Origin of the sequence: Paenibacillus sp. FSL F4-0243 (genome assembly GCF_037963295.1) — a bacterium.
In the GTDB taxonomy this organism is placed as follows: Bacteria; Bacillota; Bacilli; order Paenibacillales; family Paenibacillaceae; genus Paenibacillus_AQ.
Genome location: NZ_CP150151.1, coordinates 4791841 through 4815005, shown reverse-complemented (window position 1 = coordinate 4815005; position 23165 = coordinate 4791841). Strand labels below are relative to the sequence as shown.

Annotated in this window: 22 protein-coding genes; 20 read left to right on the top strand and 2 right to left on the bottom strand. The window is 45.0% G+C overall.

The annotated features are described in order from the left end of the window. The first annotated feature begins 3 nt into the window (after nucleotides 1-3). From NSS87_RS21445 to NSS87_RS21350, 20 genes are all read left to right on the top strand, one after another. Nucleotides 4-1365 (top strand): CCA tRNA nucleotidyltransferase, encoded by a 1362-nt coding sequence (locus NSS87_RS21445; protein ID WP_339242683.1) that lies wholly within the window; start codon nucleotides 4-6, stop codon nucleotides 1363-1365. After that, complete coding sequence (locus NSS87_RS21440) at nucleotides 1355-2155, top strand: biotin--[acetyl-CoA-carboxylase] ligase (protein WP_339242681.1); 801 nt, start codon at nucleotides 1355-1357, stop codon at nucleotides 2153-2155. The genes NSS87_RS21445 and NSS87_RS21440 overlap by 11 nt, the downstream gene beginning before the upstream one ends. A gap of 335 nt (nucleotides 2156-2490) precedes the next feature. Continuing rightward, nucleotides 2491-3357, top strand: a complete 867-nt coding sequence (gene panB / locus NSS87_RS21435; protein WP_042190123.1) for a 3-methyl-2-oxobutanoate hydroxymethyltransferase — start codon at nucleotides 2491-2493, stop codon at nucleotides 3355-3357. A 1-nt stretch (nucleotide 3358) separates the two neighbouring features. After that, nucleotides 3359-4249 (top strand): pantoate--beta-alanine ligase, encoded by an 891-nt coding sequence (panC, locus tag NSS87_RS21430; RefSeq protein WP_339242680.1) that lies wholly within the window; start codon nucleotides 3359-3361, stop codon nucleotides 4247-4249. Beyond that, entirely contained in the window at nucleotides 4242-4625 is a 384-nt protein-coding gene (gene panD / locus NSS87_RS21425) for an aspartate 1-decarboxylase (RefSeq protein ID WP_042129504.1), read from the top strand. Before panC ends, panD begins: the two co-directional genes overlap by 8 nt. Before the next feature lie 111 nt (nucleotides 4626-4736). After that, the gene (locus tag NSS87_RS21420; RefSeq protein WP_042190119.1) at nucleotides 4737-5378 is read left to right on the top strand and encodes a hypothetical protein; all 642 of its coding nucleotides are present in this window, start codon (nucleotides 4737-4739) and stop codon (nucleotides 5376-5378) included. A gap of 136 nt (nucleotides 5379-5514) precedes the next feature. Continuing rightward, complete coding sequence (gene dinG / locus NSS87_RS21415) at nucleotides 5515-8376, top strand: ATP-dependent DNA helicase DinG (protein WP_339242677.1); 2862 nt, start codon at nucleotides 5515-5517, stop codon at nucleotides 8374-8376. 131 nt (nucleotides 8377-8507) lie between these two features. After that, nucleotides 8508-9161 carry a redox-sensing transcriptional repressor Rex gene (locus tag NSS87_RS21410; RefSeq protein ID WP_076299589.1) on the top strand — a complete coding sequence of 218 codons (654 nt, stop codon included), beginning with the start codon at nucleotides 8508-8510 and terminating at the stop codon, nucleotides 9159-9161. Then, nucleotides 9148-10449, top strand: a complete 1302-nt coding sequence (locus tag NSS87_RS21405; RefSeq protein ID WP_042190113.1) for an amidohydrolase — start codon at nucleotides 9148-9150, stop codon at nucleotides 10447-10449. Before NSS87_RS21410 ends, NSS87_RS21405 begins: the two co-directional genes overlap by 14 nt. 169 nt (nucleotides 10450-10618) lie before the next feature. Then, the gene (locus tag NSS87_RS21400; RefSeq protein ID WP_339242675.1) at nucleotides 10619-11137 is read left to right on the top strand and encodes a DUF5590 domain-containing protein; all 519 of its coding nucleotides are present in this window, start codon (nucleotides 10619-10621) and stop codon (nucleotides 11135-11137) included. Nucleotides 11138-11545: 408 nt separating this feature from the next. Continuing rightward, nucleotides 11546-12088: a hypothetical protein gene (locus tag NSS87_RS21395; protein WP_042190109.1), complete on the top strand. Its 543-nt coding sequence runs from the start codon at nucleotides 11546-11548 to the stop codon at nucleotides 12086-12088. Beyond that, nucleotides 12081-13583, top strand: coding sequence for an AAA family ATPase (locus NSS87_RS21390; RefSeq protein ID WP_042190108.1), 1503 nt, complete (start codon nucleotides 12081-12083; stop codon nucleotides 13581-13583). Before NSS87_RS21395 ends, NSS87_RS21390 begins: the two co-directional genes overlap by 8 nt. 133 nt (nucleotides 13584-13716) lie before the next feature. Next, complete coding sequence (locus tag NSS87_RS21385; RefSeq protein WP_042129488.1) at nucleotides 13717-14589, top strand: 3-hydroxyacyl-CoA dehydrogenase NAD-binding domain-containing protein; 873 nt, start codon at nucleotides 13717-13719, stop codon at nucleotides 14587-14589. Further along, entirely contained in the window at nucleotides 14586-15794 is a 1209-nt protein-coding gene (locus NSS87_RS21380; protein ID WP_042190106.1) for an acetate kinase, read from the top strand. Before NSS87_RS21385 ends, NSS87_RS21380 begins: the two co-directional genes overlap by 4 nt. Before the next feature lie 21 nt (nucleotides 15795-15815). After that, nucleotides 15816-17114 (top strand): asparagine--tRNA ligase, encoded by a 1299-nt coding sequence (gene asnS, locus NSS87_RS21375; protein ID WP_036676308.1) that lies wholly within the window; start codon nucleotides 15816-15818, stop codon nucleotides 17112-17114. A 26-nt stretch (nucleotides 17115-17140) separates the two neighbouring features. After that, entirely contained in the window at nucleotides 17141-17893 is a 753-nt protein-coding gene (locus tag NSS87_RS21370; RefSeq protein WP_339242672.1) for a DnaD domain-containing protein, read from the top strand. 46 nt (nucleotides 17894-17939) lie between these two features. Further along, nucleotides 17940-18575, top strand: a complete 636-nt coding sequence (locus NSS87_RS21365) for an RNA polymerase sigma factor (protein ID WP_231573318.1) — start codon at nucleotides 17940-17942, stop codon at nucleotides 18573-18575. Next, nucleotides 18572-19057, top strand: a complete 486-nt coding sequence (locus tag NSS87_RS21360; protein ID WP_339242668.1) for a hypothetical protein — start codon at nucleotides 18572-18574, stop codon at nucleotides 19055-19057. Before NSS87_RS21365 ends, NSS87_RS21360 begins: the two co-directional genes overlap by 4 nt. Before the next feature lie 18 nt (nucleotides 19058-19075). Next, the gene (locus tag NSS87_RS21355; RefSeq protein ID WP_339242666.1) at nucleotides 19076-20179 is read left to right on the top strand and encodes a hypothetical protein; all 1104 of its coding nucleotides are present in this window, start codon (nucleotides 19076-19078) and stop codon (nucleotides 20177-20179) included. Continuing rightward, a complete protein-coding gene (locus NSS87_RS21350; protein WP_339242665.1) occupies nucleotides 20176-20901 on the top strand; it encodes a hypothetical protein in 726 nt (241 codons plus the stop codon). Before NSS87_RS21355 ends, NSS87_RS21350 begins: the two co-directional genes overlap by 4 nt. Before the next feature lie 68 nt (nucleotides 20902-20969). Here the strand turns inward: NSS87_RS21350 and proC are convergent, their stop codons facing one another. Beyond that, on the bottom strand, nucleotides 20970-21839 hold the full coding sequence (proC, locus tag NSS87_RS21345; RefSeq protein WP_042190097.1) for a pyrroline-5-carboxylate reductase: 870 nt from the start codon (nucleotides 21837-21839) through the stop codon (nucleotides 20970-20972). Between the two features lie 50 nt (nucleotides 21840-21889). Next, the gene (locus NSS87_RS21340) at nucleotides 21890-23137 is read right to left on the bottom strand and encodes a glutamate-5-semialdehyde dehydrogenase (protein WP_339242662.1); all 1248 of its coding nucleotides are present in this window, start codon (nucleotides 23135-23137) and stop codon (nucleotides 21890-21892) included. Nucleotides 23138-23165: the final 28 nt, after the last annotated feature.

The following is a 23165-nucleotide window of genomic DNA, read 5'->3' as shown; positions in this document are numbered from 1 at the left end:
GTAATGAAATGGAAAATGGCGCCATCTGCTATGGCTCTTGCAGCGGAAAATGTAATTTCTGAGCTAACGCAAAACGGCCATGAGGCTTTTTGGGTTGGAGGCTGCATTCGCGATGAGCTATTGGGTAGGCCAGTGCATGATATGGATATTACAACTTCAGCAGTGCCGGAGGAAGTGATAGCCATCTTCGCACGCAGTATTCCTACAGGACTAGCACATGGGACGGTTACTGTGCTTCAGGATGGGCATGGATTTGAGGTGACGACATACCGAACTGAAAGCGGCTATATCGATCATCGTCGTCCGGACCATGTTGAATTTGTTAGTGATGTGAAGGAAGATCTTCGTCGTCGTGATTTTACGATTAACGCGATATGCTGCGGGCTGGGTGGAGATTTGATTGATCCCTTCGGAGGCGAGAAGGATCTAGCTCTCCGTGTGATCCGCTGTGTGGGTGATGCTGAGGAACGGTTCGATGAGGATGCGCTTCGCATGCTTCGCTGCGTTCGTTTCGCATCGGTGTTAGATTTCTCCATCGCTAAGAATACGTGGAGGGGGCTACTGCGCCAGCGAGATAAGCTGGCGCATATTGCTGTGGAGCGTGTCCGCGCGGAGCTGGACCGCATCGTAGAGGGGCCGCATCCTCGGCGCGGCCTTGCTATGCTAGCGCGCTGTGAGCTGCTCGCGCGCGGCAAAGCCCCGTTCCCCTGGACCGGAACCGATCTGGCGGCTGCTGCCGCCTTAACGGCCGGGATAGGGGAACTGGAGAGCGCCCACCTGCGGTGGGTGCTTCTCCTCCATGCCCTGAAGCAGTCGGCCCAGGAGGCCGATGAGCTGCTGCGGGCATGGACGTTCTCTGGGACGACGCGTACCAGCGTCGTCCAGGTGCTGCGGGTCCGCGAAGCTTGGACCGCTGCCCTGGAGGCTGTGCCGCCGGGGGAACCGGGCGGCACAGATCTACTGCGGCGGCGCTGGATCGCCGCCGTGCTGACCTTCGGCGTGGAAGCCGCCGAAGGGTGGCTCTCGCTGCTGGCGATCCTGCCAGCAGGTGGCCTTCCCGCTGCGAACCCGCCAGCGGTTTCAGAGATTTCACCCGCTGTCACTACCCCAGCGGCGCCAGAGCTTGTAAATGGCTTGATCCATTTGCAAGCTGCAAGAGACTGGATCTCACAGATGCCGCTTAAGAGCTTATCGGAGCTTGCTGTTACAGGCAATGAGTTGGCGGAAGCGCTTGAGAAACGTCCAGGACCTTGGCTTGGCAATATGCTGAGTGCACTTCTGCAGGCGACTGCTTCGGGAGATCTTCTTAACAATAAACAAGAATTGCTGCTTGAAGCAAAAAGGATGGATGGACATGAGCTATGAAAAAGCGCTGTCGCTAACCGGGTTGAAGCAGGAAGCTTCTGATTCGAATTGGCTAGACAGAGTTCAGCTCCTGGAGTCTGTCGTATCTACTCAGGAGGAAGCCAAACGATTGGCGGAAAAGGGTGCACCAGAAGGAACAACCGTAATCGCTGAAGAACAGACCGGTGCTAGAGGGCGAATGGGTAGGAAATGGTTTTCTCCTCGTGGCAAAGGCATTTGGATGAGTATTGTATTGCGTCCGAAGTTACCTTTGTTACAGACTCCTCAGTTAACACTGCTTGCTGGGGTTGCAGTCTGTAAGGCAATTCGCCGTGTAACCGGAGTAGACGCCGGGATTAAATGGCCAAATGATTTGCTTGCGGGCGGTCGAAAGATATGTGGAATTTTGCTCGAGTCTTCGCTAAGAGAAGGAGAGCTTCATTATTGCATCGCCGGGATTGGAATTTCTGCGAACTTGACTGAAGACGATTATCCTGATCATCTGAAGGAAGTAGCGACTTCTCTTCGGATTCAGCGGGGCGGTGTCCCTATTGACCGTTCGGAACTGGTAAGAGCTGTATTGAATGAGTTAGAGCTGCATTTCAATCTTTACATGGAACAAGGTTTTAAACCTATCAAAGAGCTGTGGGAGTCGATGTCAGTTACTTTGGGTCGCCAAATCGCTCTGAATAGCCCTCAGGGACGCTCTGAAAGTGTTGTGGTAGGTTTGGATGAGTTAGGTGGACTAATCCTTAAAAACAGCGCAGGAGAGATTTCTAGCGTATGCTCAGGTGAAATCGAGCTTTTATAAATCTTTTTTATATGACAGGGTGTCATCCCCTGTCATATTTTTTTCGTGTATTTCCGAGTCCTTTTTGTTATACTATGGGGCAGAGGCGGTATCGTTTTGCGAACTGTACTCTTGATCTGATGAACTTATAATGGTTTTATTATTGGAATCACCTTCATAACTGCGTTAGACGGTTACGTTGGATTCTGCTCTGAGCCGTAAGGACCGAGACAGAAGGGACGATCGCGAGTGACTCTTTTTTGCCCTTCGGACCTTTTTAGCAAATCGTTGCTAAAAGGTTTTTTTGTTGCGATTTTTACGGGGATGTAATTTCAAAAAGGAGGACGAAGAGAGAAATGGCAAACAAACAAGCACTTAATATTGTGAAAATGAAAAAAATGAAAGCAGATGGTGAGCGGTTAAGCATGCTGACTGCTTATGATTACCCATCGGCTCTACTTGCTGAAGAAGCCGGTATCGATCTTATTCTGGTGGGTGACTCCCTGGGAAATGTGGTACTTGGATATGATACAACTTTACCGGTTACGATTGACGATATGGTCTACCACACTCGTTCGGTAACTCGGGGCGCACAAAAAACATTCATTGTGGCAGATATGCCATTTATGACCTACCACGGAAGTATAGATGAAACCTTGCGGGGTGTGCGCAGACTGATGCAGGAAGGGCGGGCTCATGCCGTCAAAATGGAAGGCGGTCTCGAAATTTGTGAGACAGTTACTGCGGTTGTAGCTGCGGGAGTTCCTGTGCTGGGGCATATTGGACTTACACCACAATCGGTAAATATGATTGGCGGCTACCGCATTCAAGGTAAGGACGCCAAAGATGCAAAACGTCTGATGGATGAAGCTAAGGCCCTTGAAGCAGCAGGTGCTTTTGCAGTGGTACTGGAGCTGGTGACAGAAGAAGTAGCACAAGCAATTTCTGAGGCACTGAGCATTCCGACCATTGGGATTGGTGCAGGTCGTTATTGTGATGGACAGGTATTGGTTTTCCATGATTTGTTGCGTTATGCCTCACCCTACCGTGAGAAACGTTTTGTCAAAACCTACGCAGATGTGGGTAGCCTGATTCGTGAGGGTATCAGCCAATATGTGCAAGAAGTGAAGGATCGCTCGTACCCAGATGAAGGTCATGTTTTTAAAGCAGATGAAACCGTTCTGGAATCTTTATACGGCGGTGCCGGAAAGGATGGGGAATAAGATGAGAGTCGTCAGAAGCATTAAGCAACTTCGCGAAGCTTTGGAATATATGAGACAAGGTGGACATACCCCGATTGGGTTTGTTCCAACCATGGGATACCTACATGAAGGACATGCCAGTCTGCTTCGGCGGGCGGGAGAAATGAGCAACACGGTCGTTATGAGCATATTTGTGAACCCGCTGCAGTTCGGACCGAATGAGGATTATGATTCCTATCCGCGCGATGAAGAGCGTGATTTGGAGCTTGCGGAACGCGAAGGTGTCGATATTGTATTTATCCCCAGTGTGGAAGAAATGTATCCGCAGCCTACCCGGACTACTGTCTCGGTATCAGAGCTTACCACTCGACTTTGTGGGGCTTCGCGTCCAGGGCATTTTAATGGCGTGACAACAGTTGTTAATAAACTATTCAATATCGTGCAGCCAGATTATGCTTTCTTCGGGCTAAAGGATGCTCAGCAAGTAGCTGTGCTCCGCAGAATGGTATCTGATTTGAATATGAATGTTGAAATTGTACCTTGCCCTATCGTTCGTGAAGGAGATGGACTTGCACTTAGCTCGCGTAACGTATTCTTATCTCCAGAGGAACGTTCTCAAGCACTGGTGTTATCTCGTTCCTTGCGTGAAGCACGTCAGTCCATTGAAGAAGGAAAAGTAACAACCGTTGCTGAAGTGCGGGAATTGTTGACCTCGGTTATTTCCAGCTCTCCTTTGGCGGTCATTGATTATGCGGAAATACTGACTTTCCCTAATCTGGAAGGCTTAGAGAACGAAGTTTTATTAACGGATGTAAATGGGGAAATTATTATAGCGCTTGCCGTGAAGTTTGGCAGAACGCGATTAATTGACAATAATGTATTTATTCCAAAGGAGGTTGCCGCTCTTGTTTAGACATATGATGAAATCCAAAATTCACCGTGCGACGGTGACAGAAGCGAATTTGAATTATGTGGGAAGTATTACCATTGATGAGAACTTAATGGAAGCGGCAGATATTCTTGAGAATGAAAAAGTGCAGATCGTGGACAACAATAATGGTTCACGGTTAGAAACTTATGTTATTCCAGGGCCTCGCGGCAGTGGTGTGATCTGCCTAAATGGTGCAGCTGCACGTCTTGTTCAACCGGGAGATACAGTAATTATTATTTCGTATGCGATGTTGTCTTCGGAAGAACTGGAGTCGCATAAGCCAACGGTGGTATTCGTGGATGAGAACAACAGACCAGTGAAGCTGGCTGATCATGAATTGCATGCTACAATCGCTTAAATTATGGACTTACGCCATGTAATGAATGGCAGGGATGAAAGACCCCGTTCTCGCAGAAAATGAAGTCAGGCAAGCTGAACTGATTTCATCTTCAGTAAGGGGGGATAGCCCATGTTTCAACATTTGTTTGCTGAAATGAACAAGGTGCTTCAGGAGATCGTTACAGATTACCCTACAGCGGAGGGTGCCCGCCGGAATGAGCTTTTATGCAATTATAATATGCTGCATCGACTTAGTGATAAAGTGATGGATGAATGGCTGGCCTTTGCAGAGAAGCTAAGTCACTTTCGTGAAAGTGTAGATTTTACGACTGTGGTTGAAGAGGAAGTGCCAGAACAGGAAGCACCCGAGCTGTGCATGGATACTTTTGTTAGAGGTCAGGGGTATTATAAGCTGCTGATGTATGGAAAATGTATTGAACAGTTTAAGGAAGTTATTGTGCAATATCCGGATAGCTTGGCTGCTCGATTATATTTAGCCATCTCTTACCTGCAGGAAGGGGAGGGGGAAGCTGCTTGGAGCCATCTGAACCATATGCTCGGTTTGATACGGGAAACCAAGCTGAAGGCAATGGTTTATAACGCTTTAGGTTGCATCAGGGCCTCTCAAGAACGGTTCAATGAAGCGCAGGAGCTGTTTGGCCTTTCTTTGCAACTTGACCCGGCACTTCCTGAACCAACCGTTAATTTGGAGGTTTGCCGCCGCCGAGGAGGTAAGCTTCATTTCGGAAATCAGCTTGTTTCATTATTGTAAATTATTACGTTTACGGTTTATTATTCCGCATTTTCATTCTAGCGATGCATCCCCTGAACCAGTGGTGTGCATCGCCTTTTTTCGCAACTTCTGTTATGCTGATTAAGAGTCTCAATTGAAAGGGAATAGAATTATAATGAAATTTGCCGTGCTTGATTTTGAAACAACGGGAACCCAATCCGTGGGTGAAATTATCCAGGTTGGCCTTGCAATTATAGAAGAAGACCGGTCCATCTCCCGGGTATATGGTTCCTACGTCAAGCCCGGAACGCCGATACCTCCTTTTATAACTGGTCTAACGGGGATTACCGATGATGATGTAAAGGATGCACCTGAGCTGGATGAGATGATGATGGAGCTTGTCCCACTCTTGGATGATGTTGTGCTTGTAGGGCATAATGTCGCATTTGACTTCCATTTTTTGCAAAATGCTTTAGACCGATGTGGGTATTTACCATTTCAAGGGCGGATTTTAGATACGATTGATTTTCTGAAAATCTGCTTTCCTTCCCTCACATCCTATCAACTAGGATCAGTTAGTGCACATTTTGGAGTGACGCACGATCGTCCGCATCAGGCAGACAGTGATGCACTCGCAACTGCTCTTGTATTGCTGAAATGTCTGGAGGAGCTCTACGATTTGCCTCTGCTGACGATTCAGAGACTCTGTGAGCTGTTTACGGAAGAGGATAGTGATCTGGGTTGGTATTTTGATGGTCTGCTGCGTGAACGGGAAGCGGAGACGCTTCAGCCCGAAGGTGATCTGACTTTCTATCGTCAATTAGCGCTTGCTGTAGGAGACTGGAACGAATTAGCTCCACCTCGAGACGAGCATGCTGAGAATCCACTACACAATTTATCTTTTACAGATTATATGGATGAAGTAACGAAACGACTTAAGGAAACTTTGCCACAGTATGAAAGCCGAGAAGCTCAGGATATTATGATCAATGAGGTGATGACGGCACTTGCCGAAGATAAGCATCTATTGATCGAAGCAGGGACAGGAACCGGTAAATCCCTTGGTTATTTATTGCCTGCCATATACCAAAGCGTACGCACTAATGAAAAAGTCATGGTCAGCACTCATACTATTAATCTGCAGGATCAATTGCGTGAGCGTGATATTCCTTTGTTAACGCAGGTAGTTCCTTTTCCATTTAAAGCTGCAATTTTTAAGGGCAGAGGGCATTATTTGTGTCTTCGTAAGTTCGAACATAAAATTAATAAAAAAGACTTTATAAGTCCGAGGGAAGATGCGCTTACTGCGGCTCAGATGATCGTTTGGCTGACACAAAGTGAATCAGGAGATGACGAAGAGCTCAATCTAAGTGGACGTGGCGGAGATTTTTGGGAGACGGTGGCAAGCGATACCGATTCTTGTCTGGGTCGCTCGTGTCCTTGGTTCCGTAAGTGTTATTATCATCGGGCTAAGCATGAAGCTGGTATTGCAGACGTGGTCATTACGAACCACTCTAAGCTTTTCGCAGATGTTAAGGCTGGGCATCAACTACTTCCGGCTTATGAACATCTTGTAATAGATGAGGCCCATCATCTGGAGGACGTGGCTGGCAAGCATTTAGGCATGCATATGAAGCATTTCACGGTGGCACATACACTATCGCGTCTTTATAAGGATAGTCGAAATGGCCAACTTCCTACACTTCGCCAAATGCTTCAGTCATCAGGCAGTGAGGAAGCTTCTGAATGGAGCGGAGTGATCGATAGAATCTATCCGGACCTTCTTACCGTAAAAGAAACCTGGGATCTGCTTAGTGATAAACTATTCAGCCTCTTGCCGGAACGCAGCGATGCAGCGGCGGGAGAAGCCGGCCAGTTAGTCATGCGGCTACTTCCTACCCGTAAACCGAAAGATTGGGATGAATTGGTTGCTTTAGAGAATACTATGAATCTGACATTAAGCGAAATTATCCGTAAAGGTGATAAAATGCTTAATGAGATGCGAGATCAAGAAGGTCAATCTTCCTCAGATAGCCTAGTTACCGATATTAGCGGCTTATTTAAGGATTTAGCTTCTATACGTGAGCAAGTACGGTTTTTTATGGGATTAAATGATGAGAATGTAGTATATTGGCTGGAGGCGAATGGAAATTATCGCAGTAAATCGCTACAGCTGTATGCCGTTCCTGTTGATGTTAGTAATCAGCTTAAGGAGCTGTTTTTCGACAAGAAGAAAAGTATCGTACTAACTTCGGCGACACTCTCTGTGGATAAATCTTTCCAGTTTATGATTGATAATCTCGGACTTAATGAAGCTGCGGAAGAGGGGCGTCTGATGACATCACTCCTGCCTTCTCCCTTTAAGTATCGGGAGCAGGCGCTGTTAGTTATTCCGCGGGATTTCCCAAGTGTGAAGGGGAGTGTAGGCGATGCCCGATTTGTCGATACACTCGTACAGTCACTAGCAGAAGCAGCTATTACAACACGTGGGCGGATGCTTGTCCTGTTTACTTCTTACAAGATGCTACGCCAGGTTTATGATCCTCTGAAAGAGGCTCTAGCCTCACAAGAGATCACGGTGCTAGGTCAAGGCGTGGAGGGGGGCAGCCGTAGTAAGCTGATCCGCCGTTTTCAGGACAGTGCAGCCTCTGTGCTGTTAGGAACAAGCAGCTTTTGGGAGGGTGTAGATATTCCGGGTGAAGCATTAACATGCTTGGCTATCGTGAGGCTTCCATTTCAACCGCCGAATCACCCCCTAGCGGAAGCGAAGTCTGAGTTATTACAAGCCCAGAAGAAGAATCCGTTCATGAAGTTGTCTGTTCCTCAGGCAGTTATCCGCTTTAAGCAAGGATTTGGAAGACTGGTGCGGACAGCGCAAGATCGGGGTATTGTTATTGTGTATGACACAAGGGTGATCGAATCTCACTATGGGAAGTATTTCCTGTATTCGTTGCCTGGCCCGAAAATGGAGCATATGCTTACGGATCAAATGGTTCCTCGAATAGCGGAGTGGTTGGAGGACGGAGGCGTTTCTTGAAAAGGGCGTCTTCCCTCTAATTAATCACTCTACAATGAAGGGCGGTATAAGAATACCGCTCTTCATTGAGACGAGGTGCAGAAATTTCGATAGGATTTGAACAGAATATCACTTAAATTAGGAGGTAAATTATGAAATCGGATAAAATATCAGAAGCCGTTGTTCGCAGACTTCCTGTGTACTTGCGTTTCCTGAATGATCTCCAGAAACGTGAAATATTAACCGTTTCCTCACAAGAACTAGGACAAAAACTTGATTTGAATCCTGCTCAAATTCGTAAAGATTTAGCTTATTTTGGAGACTTTGGTAGAAAAGGTATCGGGTATGACGTAACTTATCTTATTGAAAAAATCCGTCATATTCTGAAGCTGGATCAACAATTGAATGTGGCTTTAGTAGGTGCCGGTAACCTTGGACATGCATTATCTAATTACAATGCTTATCTGAAAGATACTATGAAGATTACCGCTATATTTGACTCCTATGCACCTAAGGTAGGGCGGAAAATTAACTCTCTTACCGTTCAACCGATGGAGGAGCTTGGTCAGACGGTTCGTGAGCAAGGTATTCGAATTGGGATCATTACTGTGCCTGATTCAGAAGCGCAGAATGTAGCAGATATTCTCATTGAGTCTGGCATTGAGGCGATTTTGAATTTTGCACCAGTGATTCTAAAAACACCATCGAATATCCGGGTTCATGCTGCCGATTTTACAACGGATTTGCAAAGCCTTGCTTATTATTTGAAAGACGGAAAGGAAGAAACCGGAAATGAAGAGCAGTAAAACGATTATTAAGGGCGGGCGTTTTCTTATTCCGGGAACGGATGAGCCGGTTCTGAATGGATATATGACTATTGAAGATGATTTGATCACTTACATAGGAAAAGAAGAGCCTTTAATGGAAGATGATGTACAAGTTGTTGATGGCAGTCGTCTGCTGTTTATGCCAGGTCTGGTAAACACACATGGCCATGCGGCAATGTCATTGCTTCGTGGTTATGGAGATGATTTAGCACTTCAGGTGTGGCTTCAAGAGAAGATGTGGCCGATGGAAGCGAAATTCACTGGAGAAGATGTATACTGGGGAACCTCCTTGTCGGTACTGGAAATGCTAAAAGGTGGTACTACAACCTTCTTGGATATGTATGATCATATGGATCGAGTAGCAGAGGTAGTCGAATTATCAGGCATTCGTTCTGTACTGATGAGAGGCGTAATCGGATTATGCCCAGAGGAAGTACAAAATCACAAGCTTGCGGAAGCGATTTCTTTTGCACGAAATTGGCATGGTAAGGCTGATGGTAGAATTACGACGATGATCTCGCCACACGCCCCATATACTTGCCCACCGGACTTCTTTGTTAAGTTTGTTCAAGCGGCACATGATTTGGATTTACCGATGCATACCCATATGTCCGAGACCAAACGCGAAGTGGAGCAGAATGTGGTGGATTACGGACTTCGGCCTGTAGCGCATTTAGAGAAGCTTGGAATGTTCACACGTCCGTCTATTGTTGCACATGGCGTTCATTTGAATGATGAAGAGATCGAGATACTGGCTCGTCATGATGTAGGCGTGTCTCATAACCCAGGAAGTAATCTGAAACTGGCTAGTGGAGTGGCTCGGGTTACGGATCTTCTAAAGGCTGGTGTGAAGGTATCACTGGGTACAGATGGTGCGGCAAGCAATAATAACCTGGATATGTTTGAAGAGATGCGTCTTGCAGCCCTCATCCATAAAGGTGTAAGTGGTGATCCGACGGCTGTTCCAGCTCCGGAAGCGCTGCGTATAGCTACAGAGTATGGCGCAAAGTCTATCTTTTTAAATGATGTGGGTAGACTCGCTGTTGGCATGAAAGCGGACTTTATCGCGATTGATATAGACCAGCCGCATTTGCTACCACACACAGATCTGTTGTCTCATGCTGTATACTCTGCCAGTGCCAAGGATGTTGAGCATGTATGGGTGAATGGTAAACAGGTTGTAAAACATGGAGAATGTGTAACGCTAGATGAGGAAGCAATCCGTCGTAAGGCGCAAGAATCATTTGATGGACTGCTTAAACGGTAGTCTAAGATCATAACGAATAACTGAAAGGCTGTGACTTTCTGCGATTGCAAAGTTACAGCCTTTTGTGTTTCTGATAATTAGATCATTGAATTGGATATGAAACTTTGGATAAACACACAGGTGTGTTATATAATCAAAAAAGATATATTACTAGAAAGGGAGCTGTACCTTGAAGAAAAGGAAAAAATGGATCCTCCTGGGGTCAGTTCTGATTCTGCTCCTTCTGTTTGGACTTATCCAGTTCTATGCTTATATTATGAAAGATCAATGGAACGAGCGAGATATCGCTAAGGATGTCGCTAAAACCAGTGCTGGTCTGACAGAGGTAACCAAAGCGCAGAAATCCGTGTGGGATGAAAATGCGGTGTACTGGGTCTTAACAGGGAAGAATGAAGCCGGGACCGAGTTGATGGTTTGGGTACGTTTTACTGTAGACGGGAAGTTTGCTGAAGGAACCGACGCAGTATATGCTGAAGAACTAAGTAAAGGGACCTCTGAAGCGAAAATGCGTAGCCTTATAAAAGCCGATCTTCCGGACATCAGCATTGAGCGGTTGTTGCCAGGAGTATATAACGGGGAGTATGCTTGGCAGCTTTTTTATAAACAAAGCGGTCGATATTATTATCAATTTTATCGGTTCTCGGATGGGGCTCAAATGGGTGAAGGTTACAGTTTACCTAGCCGCTAAATTAAACAAAGGCATTATAAGAGAAACAAGCGGACCATTTATGGTTCGCTTGTTTTTTAAAATGACATATTATTTGATATACTATTAGTACACGAACTGTGATATACTATAAGAGTGGATTTATATATTGGGATTTAAAGATTCATACGAAAAAAGGTCTGTTATTTTAAGAGTAACAGCCCTTTTTTTGTCGAATTAAATCAATAAATTAAATAAAATGGAAAGAATTAAAAAATAAAATTTTAAATATCTTCACACTTTTTTTCAATATAGTATATACACCTGTGATATACTACTGTTTGTAATTAGAACAGTGTTAGTAGAACGTCAGGCTCTGGTGAGCTCTTAGCAGCTATGACTTTGGATCATTCTGTTTACATTTTTTCATCTTTGAGAGGAGGACGTTTCTTGAAATTACGTCTTGTACCTGTACTGATAACGTCTCTACTGTCGGCTATGCTATTATTCGGAGGATTCTTTTTATATCGTCAGTTTGCTTTACAGGAACCGCTCCAAAAGATTGTAACCGGATTTGAGGGAGTAAATACTTCACATATTAGTATTAACCGCGATGAGGTCACTTTGAAACTTGATTTGCAGCCGGGCACGAATTTACGTGATCTAGTATCGTATGTATCCAAAGAAGGAAAATCAGTGATTGAAGGACGTAAACTTAAACTCGATGTGGAGCAAAATTCAAGTGAACTATTGGATGATTACTGGGATAAAGCGATGTTCTCTGTAGCTGAAGCCATGGAGAGCCGTAAATATACGATTATACCTACAGAACTTGATAGATTGAAACAGCAAAATACGGAATTTAAAGATGTGATAGCATCTACTGATATCGACGACAACAATGTGTACGTAAGCTTGAGTAATGGAAAAGAAAGCAAATTTATTATTTTGCCGCGAAAACCTGCGACCTTGGGGGTATGGAATAATGCCTAAGTACCTTAAAGAAATTTTACTCGGATTTATTCCTGTACTGTTTATTTTCATGGCTTTTTTAGGTATTAATATATTCCCGATTGTTATAGCAGCTGGGATGCTCACTGCACTACTTATAATTGCTCATTTGCGTGGTGGGCTTACAGTGAACGCTGGTGCTGGAAAGAAACGCAAGAAGGAAGGACCTTCAAAGCTCACTTTTGAAGAAATAGGTGGGCAAGATAATGCGAAGCAAGAGCTTCGTGAGGCACTTGATTTTTTGATCCGGCATGAGGAGATCAGTAAATTTGGGATTCGCCCTTTGAAAGGGATTCTACTCACTGGCCCTCCAGGAACAGGTAAGACCCTTATGGCCAGAGCAGCTGCGCATTATACAAACTCTGTATTCGTGGCTGCATCAGGCAGTGAATTTGTAGAAATGTATGTAGGTGTCGGGGCCGGCCGGATCCGCGATTTGTTCAAGGATGCTCGTAACCGTGCTGTTAAGGAAAATAAACAGAGTGCCATTATTTTTATTGATGAAATTGACGTAATTGGCGGTAAACGTGAAGGCGGACAGCAGCGTGAATATGATCAGACCTTAAATCAGCTGTTGACTGAGATGGATGGTATTTATAATAACGAAACACCGCGTATTCTACTGGTAGCTGCAACAAACCGGAAAGAAATGCTTGATTCGGCATTGCTACGTCCTGGACGCTTCGACCGTCATATTCAAGTGGACATGCCTGACAAAAAGGGCCGCAAATCGATTCTGGAATTGCATGCGAAGAATAAACCTCTTCATCCAGATGTGAGTCTCGACAAAATTGCTGAAGAAGCCTATGGCTTTTCCGGTGCTCAGCTTGAAAGTGTCATGAATGAGGCTGCGATTTATATGATGCGTGAGGACTTGACGAAAGTTGAGCAGCGGCATCTGTCGATGGCGATTGACAAGGTAATGATGGGTGAAAAAACGGATAGAGAAACAAATCACGAAGAGAAAAAGAGAGTCGCCATTCATGAATTGGGACATGCCATCATGGCAGAGCTCCTTCGTCCCGGAAGCGTTAGTCAGGTTACGCTGACTCCGCGTGGGCAAGCCCTTGGTTATGTGCGACATAATCCTCAGCAAGAGCAGTATTTGTACACCAAAGATTATCTCGAAGATCAGATTATGATTGCACTTGGTGGAGCAGCTGCTGAAGAAATGTATTATGGTGGACGAAGCACAGGTTCACGCGGTGATTTCGATCAGGCGCTGAATATTGTGGAAACGATGATGAAGTCAGGTTTAACTTCGCTGGGTATTGCTAAGCTGGAAATGGTTACCACTGAAGAGCTTATGAAGGAAAATAGTAAGATATTGGATGAGCTGATGACGCGCACTCGTGAGCACCTTGAAAAGCAACGAAATGTATTTGATTACTCTCTTGACATTTTAATGAAGGAAGAAGTACTCTCTGGAGAGCAATTTCGATGTCAATTTCGTGACAGCGTCCTTTTACCAGCATAAATATTTATGCTGGTTATTTTTTTTTACTTTTCAGGCATGCTAAGATATCATTATATGTCGGGCTTTATAAATTTTTGCGACAGACAAGGTACAATACAAAAGTATAGATACCTGAAAGGATGGAGACTTTTTTATGAATTTCAAAAAAATAGGTGTCATCGGCGGTGGCACAATGGGACAAGGTATTGCTGAAATGTTAGCAGCCAAAGGCCTGGATGTATTACTAGTGGAGAAAACCGCGGAGAAACTGGACTACTCTTACGAAATGATCGAGACAAGTCTAGATAAGCAACTGGAGAAATGGGCGATCACTCAAGCTGAGAAGAAGCTGATTCTTAGCCGCATTCAAAAAGTGACACATTTCGCGGAGCTCAGCTCTTGTGACATGGTTATCGAAACCATTGTTGAGGATTTAGAAGAAAAGAAAAAGATTTTGAATCAATTGGATCAAGTATGCCCGAACCACATTATTCTTGCCAGCAATACATCAACACTTAGCTTGACTGAACTTGCAAGTTCTACGATGTATCCGGAACGCGTGATCGGAATGCATTTCATATATCCTGTAGCTAAAGTGGATCTTGTAGAAATCGTACGTGGTCTGAAAACTTCAGATGCTACTTTTGAAGATACAAAATCCTTTGTTGATGAGATTGTTGAGAAAAAAGGTGTAATGATTTATGAATCCCCAGGATTTGTAACATCACGCCTCATTTGCTTGTTTATCAATGAAGCTATGCATGTGCTACAAGAAGGCGTTGCCTCCGCACAGGATATTGACGATGCTATGCGTATTGGTTATCAATTCCAATATGGACCGCTTGAAATGGCTGACAGATTTGGCCTGGATTCGGTACTTGCGGCACTCGAAAATATGTTCCGTGAATACGGAGAACTGAAATACCGTCCTTCTACAATTCTTAAGAAGATGGTACGTGCAGGACAACTGGGTATGAAATCAGGAGAAGGCTTCTTCAAGTACGACAAGGATGGTGACCGTGTATGAATATTTTAGTTATTAACTCAGGTAGTTCTTCTTTGAAATATCAGCTGTATAACATGACCGATGAATCGGTTTTGGCTAAGGGTTTGGTTGAACGTATCGGGATGGATTCCTCCATTCTGAATCATAAACCTACTGGCAAAGCGGAAGTGACAGAAGTAAGCGAAATTCTGGAACATAATACTGCGATCCGCAAAGTCCTTGCTTGTCTTACAGACAAAGAGCATGGTGTAATTGAATCTATTAAAGAAATTGATGCTGTAGGTCACCGCGTAGTGCATGGTGGAGAGTTCTTCAAATCCTCGGCACTTGTGGATGCTGACGCAAAAACGAAAATTCGTCAATTGTTTGACCTTGCACCACTGCATAACCCAGCAGCAATGATGGGGATTACGGCTTCTGAAGTAAATATGCCAGGTGTACCGCAGGTTGTTGTATTCGATACTGCATTCCACCAAACCATGCCTGAAAAAGCTTATATGTACGCTATTCCTAGAGTATTGTACAATAAATATAAAGTTCGTCGTTATGGCGCACACGGTACATCACACGACTTCGTAAGCAAGGCTGCTGCGGAGTACTTGGAGCGTCCGCTGGAAGATCTGAAGATCATTACATGTCATATCGGTAACGGCGGTAGTGTAACTGCAGTTCAAGGTGGAGTGTCCGTGGATACTTCCATGGGTATGACCCCTCTGGAAGGTTTGATGATGGGTACTCGCAGTGGTGATCTTGACCCAGCAATTGTCCCTTACGTGATGAACAAGGAAGAATTGTCCGTAGGCGAAGTTAACTCCATGTTGAATAAACATAGTGGCCTCTTAGCAATTTCGGGCGTAAGCAGTGACATGCGCGATATTATTGATGGTATGGAAAAAGGTGAGCCTAATTCCACACTAGCTTTTGAAATGTATGAGTACCGCTTGCGCAAGTATATCGGTTCATATACGGCTGCCATGAACGGTGTAGATGCGATCGTATTTACTGCCGGTGTTGGTGAAAATGCTTCATTGCTTCGTGAGAAACTGCTAAATAACCTTACGTTCCTGGGTATTGAGTTGGATGCTGAAGCTAACAAAGTTCGTTCCGGCGATCCACGTCGTATCTCTACGGAAGATTCCAAGGTACAAGTGCTAGTAGTTCCGACAAACGAAGAACTTGTCATTGCACGTGATACACACCGTATTGTGCAAGGAATTAACGGCTAAATTAGAGGAGAGATTGAAGGCATGGCTAACAAGAGTGTAATTAAGAACGTGAATGAACATGTTGGAGAGAGTGTTGTTATCGGTTGTTGGGTAAACAACAAGCGCTCCAGTGGTAAAATTCAGTTCCTGCAGCTTCGCGATGGTACAGGTTATATTCAGGGAGTTGTAGTGAAATCAGAAGTGCCTGAAGAGGTATGGGATGCAGCTAAGAGCCTCACACAGGAAAGCTCTTTGTATGTGACCGGAATTATCCGCGAGGAACCTCGCAGTCAATCTGGTTTTGAAATGACTGTAACAGGAATTGAAGTCCTGCATCTTACAGAGAATTATCCAATTACTCCGAAAGAGCATGGCGTAGATTTCTTGATGGATCACCGTCACCTCTGGCTGCGTGCCTCGAAGCAGCGGGCTGTTCTAGTAATTCGTGCGGAAATTATTCGTGCAATCCAACAGTTCTTCAACGAGAGTGGATTTACAAAGGTGGATCCTCCGATTCTGACGCCAACGTCAGCAGAAGGAACTACTAACTTGTTCCACACGAAGTATTTCGATGAGGACGCCTATCTAACACAAAGCGGACAGTTGTATATGGAAGCTGCGGCAATGGCACTAGGCCGTGTATATTCCTTTGGACCAACTTTCCGTGCAGAGAAATCTAAGACTCGTCGCCACTTAATTGAGTTCTGGATGATCGAGCCAGAAATGGCCTTTACAGATCACGAAGAAAGCTTGAAGGTTCAGGAAGAATTTATTAGCTTCGTAGTGCAATCTGTATTGAAGAATTGCCGTGCGGAGTTGGAAGCGGTAGGTCGCGATATTTCCAAGCTGGAGAATATCAAAGCACCATTCCCGCGCATTACTTATGACGATGCGATCAAGTTCTTGAACGATAAAGGCTTTGAAGATATTGCTTGGGGTGATGATTTCGGTGCACCTCATGAAACAGCAATCGCAGAAGCATACGATAAACCTGTATTTATTACTCATTATCCTGCTTCTTTCAAAGCGTTCTATATGAAGCCAGATCCAAACCGTCCGGAAGTCGTACTGTGTGCGGATATGATCGCTCCAGAAGGCTACGGAGAGATTATTGGTGGTTCACAGCGGATCGATGATCCTGCGCTCCTTGAAGAGCGTTACAAAGAGCATAATCTTTCGATGGACTCTTACAAATGGTACATGGATCTGCGTACTTACGGATCTGTACCTCACTCTGGTTTTGGACTTGGACTTGAGCGTACTGTAGCTTGGATCTGTGGCCTTGACCATGTACGTGAGACTATTCCATTCCCACGTACACTGTACCGTCTCTACCCATAAGTTCTTATATTTGAAGGGGGACGTTCATGGACGGCAAAGGATGGAGTACCTGGGGCGAAGGCGTCTCCTTCGGTCTGGAGAACGGAATGGCCGTCATACCTTACGCATTACTGAAGTATTACCGGAAGCTGAATTTAAGCGGAAGTGAAGCTATGCTGCTGATACATCTGCTTTCTTTCAGGCAGGTGGAAGGGATTGACTTCCCTTCTCTTGAGGAGCTTCAGGTTGTAACTGGCCGTAGCATATCTGTACTAGCAGGAGAGTTGCAGAAGCTTATGAAGGAAGGTTTTATTAGCATCGATGGAGACAACGATGAGCTAAGAGACATCCATTATGAACGCTACAATTTCTCAGGGTTATACGGAAAGCTTGGTGCTTATCTAGCGACAGTTGTACAAGAGCATGAGCAAGATAAGCACGTAGGTGGCTATGCAACGTCGGCACCGCGGGCTGCTTCAGGGGGCGGATTCGGCGCAAAGCCCCCCTCATCTCCTTCTCAACTTGGGGCTGAAGAGGAAAGCCGAAATCTGTTCAGTATTTTCGAAAAGGAATTCGGACGTCCGCTATCTCCAATGGAGTGTGAGACGATATCTAGTTGGGTGGATCAAGACCGGTATCCCGAGGAGCTGATTCTGTTAGCGCTGAAGGAATCTGTTTTTGCAGGAAAGGTTCATTTCCGCTATATTGATCGAATATTGCTGGAATGGGCCCGCAACCGGGTCAAGAACGCTCAGGATGTTAAGAACTATACACAAAAATTCCGCAATGGCGGAAGATAGATAGTTTAGGAGAGAACCGCACTGCTTTAGCCCATCGCTAAAGTCAGTGCGGTTCTTTTTAATATTTTTATTAAAAAGTGCAGGGGTAGTTGTAATCTGGCGCGTCTATTGCTGTGGGAAGGAGGGGAGAGTCATTGAAGAAGAGGTATTAATCCAGCGGATTTGCCAAGGTAACGAGGATGCGTTCCGTCAATTTGTAAATACATATAGTCAGCAAATTTACAAAATTACTTATTCTGTATTACGCGATGTCAAAATGGCTGAAGATGCTGCTCAGGAAGCTTTTTTACAAATGTACAAATCTCTCCCTGACTACCGTTATCAAGGCTTAAAGTCATGGATTACACGGATCGCCTTAAATAAGGCAATTGATGCGAAACGTAAACGTGATCGACTTAGGGAACTTCCTGTTGACTATGAGCTTGTACTGAGCCAGACCGCTTCCAACGAAGAGGATGTGTTGTCAGGTGTTATACGCCGTGATCGGATGGATCGGCTGCTCGGTGAAATCAATAGCCTGCCTGAAACTCATCGTGAAATTATGGTGGCTTATTATCTGGAACATAAAAAATATGATCAGATTGCTGCAGAGCAGGGAATTTCCCTGAAGACGGTAGAGTCCAGATTGTATAGGGCGAGACAATGGATCCGAAATCATTGGAAGGAGGACGAATGGCTATGATGAAGCGTGGAGACGATCTAATCCAACGGGAACAAGCAAAAGCTTATATTGAAGGTCACATGGACGAGGCGACCAGAGAAGATTGGGAACAGTTGCTGCTGGAAGATACGGAAAGTTTTACTTCATACATGGAAATGTTGGATGAGCTACAGGAGGATCTGCCTTCATTGGAGAATTCGTCTATTTTTACAGAGAGGGTTATGGCAGATTGGGCTAGTATGACGGAATCGTCAGCAGCATTGGAACAAGTGACGGTTGAAGAAGGGGTACGGCGATATCGCTGGTATGAAAAGACAATCTTTCATTATGCGGTTGCCGCGTCACTTACGCTGTTGATAATGACATCTGGTATGTTTGATAAGCTGCACACAGGTCAAATGGAGCTTATGATCCCTAAAAAAGATAATTCCCCATCATTTAGCGAGCAAGTCATACAGGCAACTAGCGGATGGTTGGATCAGCTAATGGGCAGCAGAAAGTGATGAGAGGAGAAATGAAATATGCAACAGCAGCGTAGTAAATTAAAAGCTTTTTTTCTTAATTTGATTCCTGGAGCAGGTCATTATTATATGGGAAAACGCCCACAGGGAATTGTTTATCTTCTGTTAAGCTTTGGCATCTTATTTATGTCATTCTTAATAGCTGTGGCTGAAGGTGCCGAGGATATTCTATTAATGGGTGTGATAGGGTTCCTACTTATTGGGACGGTTTCGATGGTGCATCTGGTGGTTAAAATGCTCCAGATGCCTGCTCCTGCAATGACTCCAGATGGATCGAATTTTGATTTTTCTTCAATGCCCGTTAAGACAGACGATAATGAGCGTGTACATGTAATTTTATTATCGTTCATTCCAGGATTGGGTCATTTTCATATGGGGTTGATGCAGCGAGGATTGTCTTTCCTCATTTCTTTCTTCGGTTTTATGACCGTGATGTTATTCCTGGCAGGGATTACGTCAAGTGATGTTTTCCTTCTCCTGTTTGGCGTATTACCAGTGATTTGGTTATATTGTATGTTTGATGCGGTTCAGTTAATCCATCGTAAGCAAGCTGGTGAAGCGCTGGTTGATCGCACTTTATTCGAAGAGATGGAGGCTGGTCGTGAGGAAGGGCGCCGTAGCAAAGTTTTGGCAACATTGCTTTCTGCTTTTCCGGGTGCCGGACAAATGTATCTAGGGCTGCAAAAAAGAGGATTACAGCTCATGTTACTATTCCTAGGAAGCATTTATGTCATGGACCTACTGCGGTTAACGTTACTCTTCTTCTTGATCCCAGTCATTTGGTTTTACAGTTTGTTCGATGGATTACAGCTTGTCAGCCGGTATGGACGTGAACCCTTGCAGGATAAGCCAGTCATAGAAGGATTTTTAAATCATCAAGGATGGCTTGGCGCTGCTCTGATGTGTCTAGGACTGTATTACATTGTAGTTAATGTCGCAGTTCCTGCGCTTGATATCAGATTTCCTGGATGGCGTTTAGAGTATATAGTTAATGAATATTTCAGGACCTTTATCGTATCTGTGCTGTTGATAGGCGGTGGTTTGAAGCTGATGGCGGGAAGCAAGAACAATAAAGGGAGAAAAGGGACAGGTGGTCATTCTTGAATAATCCGACAGAATTACAGCAAGGAGTTATTTTTTCAAGTGAGTGTCCGGTTGCTGAAGTTAAAACAAGACGCTGGCGTGTGGGAACGTTGTCGATGGGATTGAGCCTTTTATTTCTGGGAGCTCTAATTATGGTCTCGCAGTGGAGGGGCACGGAGGTGTTCGAGACGACGTTAGCTTGGTGGCCGATCATTTTTATATTATTAGGCTTAGAAATTGTAATATACACTTTATGGTTTCGTGGAAAAGGAAAAATGTATTATGACGTGCTAAGCGTTCTGTTTGTTGGATTTATAGCTGTATGTTGTTTGGTTTTTGCAGCATTTAGTTCTTTAGGATTAACACAGGAATTTCGCCGTACCGTTTCAGCTGTGCAAGAAAGTTACGCATTGCCAGATTGGAAGGGAGCCGTTCCAGAGGGCGTTAGTACCATCATTATCCAAGCTGCAGAGCCTTATGGGATTAAAGTAGATCAAACGGGTGGAAACGAGCTGAATGTATTCGGGAGTTATTCTTCAAATAAAGGAAAGCTACAAGAAGCACAAGAGCAACAGCTGCTTCAAACTAAGCATGTTGGGAATACGCTATACATCATTTTAGGGGAATCTCCTAGAGATCTGCTATTCGATAATTCTAGGAACACGCTGGACGTGACTGTTGGGGCTCCGGCTAATGTTAAAGTGATTGTTCGAGATACTTATGGAAATGTTGTAACGGGCTAATCATGGCCTTAAATTGAAAAAAAAGATCGCTTCCTGACCAATGTGGTATGGGAAGCGATCTTTTTATTTTACGAATGCAGCTCTTTCTCAAGCGCAGCACCCATTTCACGGGAACGTTCGGCACAGCGATTTACTGCCGCGATGACAGTTTCGAAAAATTCTCCCTGCTCGAGTACTTCTATCGCTGCTTGTGTAGAGCCATTCGGGGATGTGACCTTTTTACGAAGTGCAGCTGGATCCTCGCCCGTCTGTTGTACCATTCTAGCAGCGCCAAGAACCGTTTGAACGGTTAACTCCGTGCTTTGATCAAGCGGCAGTCCGCCCCGTATACCGGCAGCGATCATTGCCTCCATCATATAATAAATATAGGCAGGCCCACTGCCGGAGATACCCGTTAAGGTCTCCATGCGTTCTTCATCAATGACTGTTGTTAGTCCGACAGCTTCAAAGATGTTGAGTGCTAGGCGTCGTCCTTTCTCATCTACTTCTTTGGAAAAGGCTATGCCAGTGGCACCAAGACCTATGGAACTAGAAGTATTCGGCATAGTACGGACGATGGGTTGCTCTTTGCCAAGCAGACCTTGCATCGTTCGAATGGACAGCCCAGCAATTACAGAGACTATGATCTGATCAGGTGAGAGAAGTGGGCTGAGTCCCCGAAGTGCTTCTGCAGCGTCTTTTGGTTTCATAGCCAACACGATTACTGGTGAGTTCCGTAGGTAATCTGTTTTTTGTTCAGGATCATTTGTACCGATTACACCGTAACGACTTCTTAGTTCTGCCAGACGTTCACTACTGCTACGGTTAAGCATAATAACATTATCGGATTTTACGATACTACGGCTAATCATCCCGCGAACGATGGCTTCTGCCATAGAGCCTGCGCCATAAAATACAATATTATGATTCATAAGTGGAATGGAAGGTTGCTGACACATGGCTCAAAATCCTCCTAAAAGTGGTGTAATTAAAAACGGATGCATGGACACTAACCCCGAATTTGACCTGTTCCATAAATCTTATATTTGGTTGAAGTAAGAGCAGGCAGACCCATCGGTCCACGGGCATGGAGTTTCTGTGTACTAATGCCGATCTCTGCACCAAATCCAAATTCAAAGCCGTCTGTGAAGCGGGTTGAAGCATTGTGGTAAACAGCTGCAGCATCAACCTCCTGTAAGAAGCGTGAAGCGTTATCCGGATCTTCAGTTACGATACATTCTGAGTGCTTCGTGCCATACTGGGCGATATGCTGCATAGCTTCGTCTAAATCGCTGACGATTTTGATATTCAAGATATAATCATTATATTCAGTAGCATAGTCCTCTAATGTTGCAGGTAATGCCCATGGGACAAAGGATAATGTTTCCTGGCAGCCACGTAATTCAACGTTAACATCCCGGAAAGCTTCGGCCAAAGAAAGCAGATACTCGTTTGCGTAATCCTTATGAACGAGTAGCGTCTCCATGGAATTGCAAACTGAAGGGCGCTGTGCTTTGGCATTCAGACTAATGTTCTGAGCCATTTCTGGCAAAGCGCTTGCGTCGAGATAAGTATGGCAGATGCCTGCACCCGTTTCAATGACGGGCACGGTTGCGTTAAGCACAACATTTTGAATCAGAGAACTTCCTCCGCGAGGGATAATCACATCAAGTAGTCCGTTGAGCTTAAGCATTTCATCAACGGAGGAACGGTTGGGATCTTCGATCAACTGTAGCGCATTTTTCGGCATTGAAGTATTTGCTAGAGCGTTGTGAAGAACCTCGACAATTTGTCGGTTGGAGGACAGGGCGGAGGAGCCACCACGCAACACAACAGCGTTACCAGTCTTTAGACACAGACCAGCGGCATCAACAGTTACGTTTGGACGTGCTTCATAGATGATGCCGATGACACCGAGTGGAACACGGAGTTTCTGGATGCTGAGACCATTTGGACGTTCAATAGTTTCTAGCGTGTCACCAATTGGATCAGGTAATACAGCGATTTGTTGAAGTCCTTCTGCGATACTGTTAATTCGGTCTACATCTAACGCTAGTCGATCAAGCATGGACTCGGGAGTACCACTTAAGCGTCCGCGTTCCAGATCTTCCCGGTTGGCAGCAATGATAGCTGGAGCTTCACGGCGCAGCGCATCAGCCATAACTAAGAGTGCTTCATTTTTTTGGCCGGTAGTTAGACTCGCTAATACTCCGGTGGTTTCCTTGGCTAATTTTGCTTTATTGACAACTTCACTCATGACGATTCCTCCTTAAATTTGTATGGGC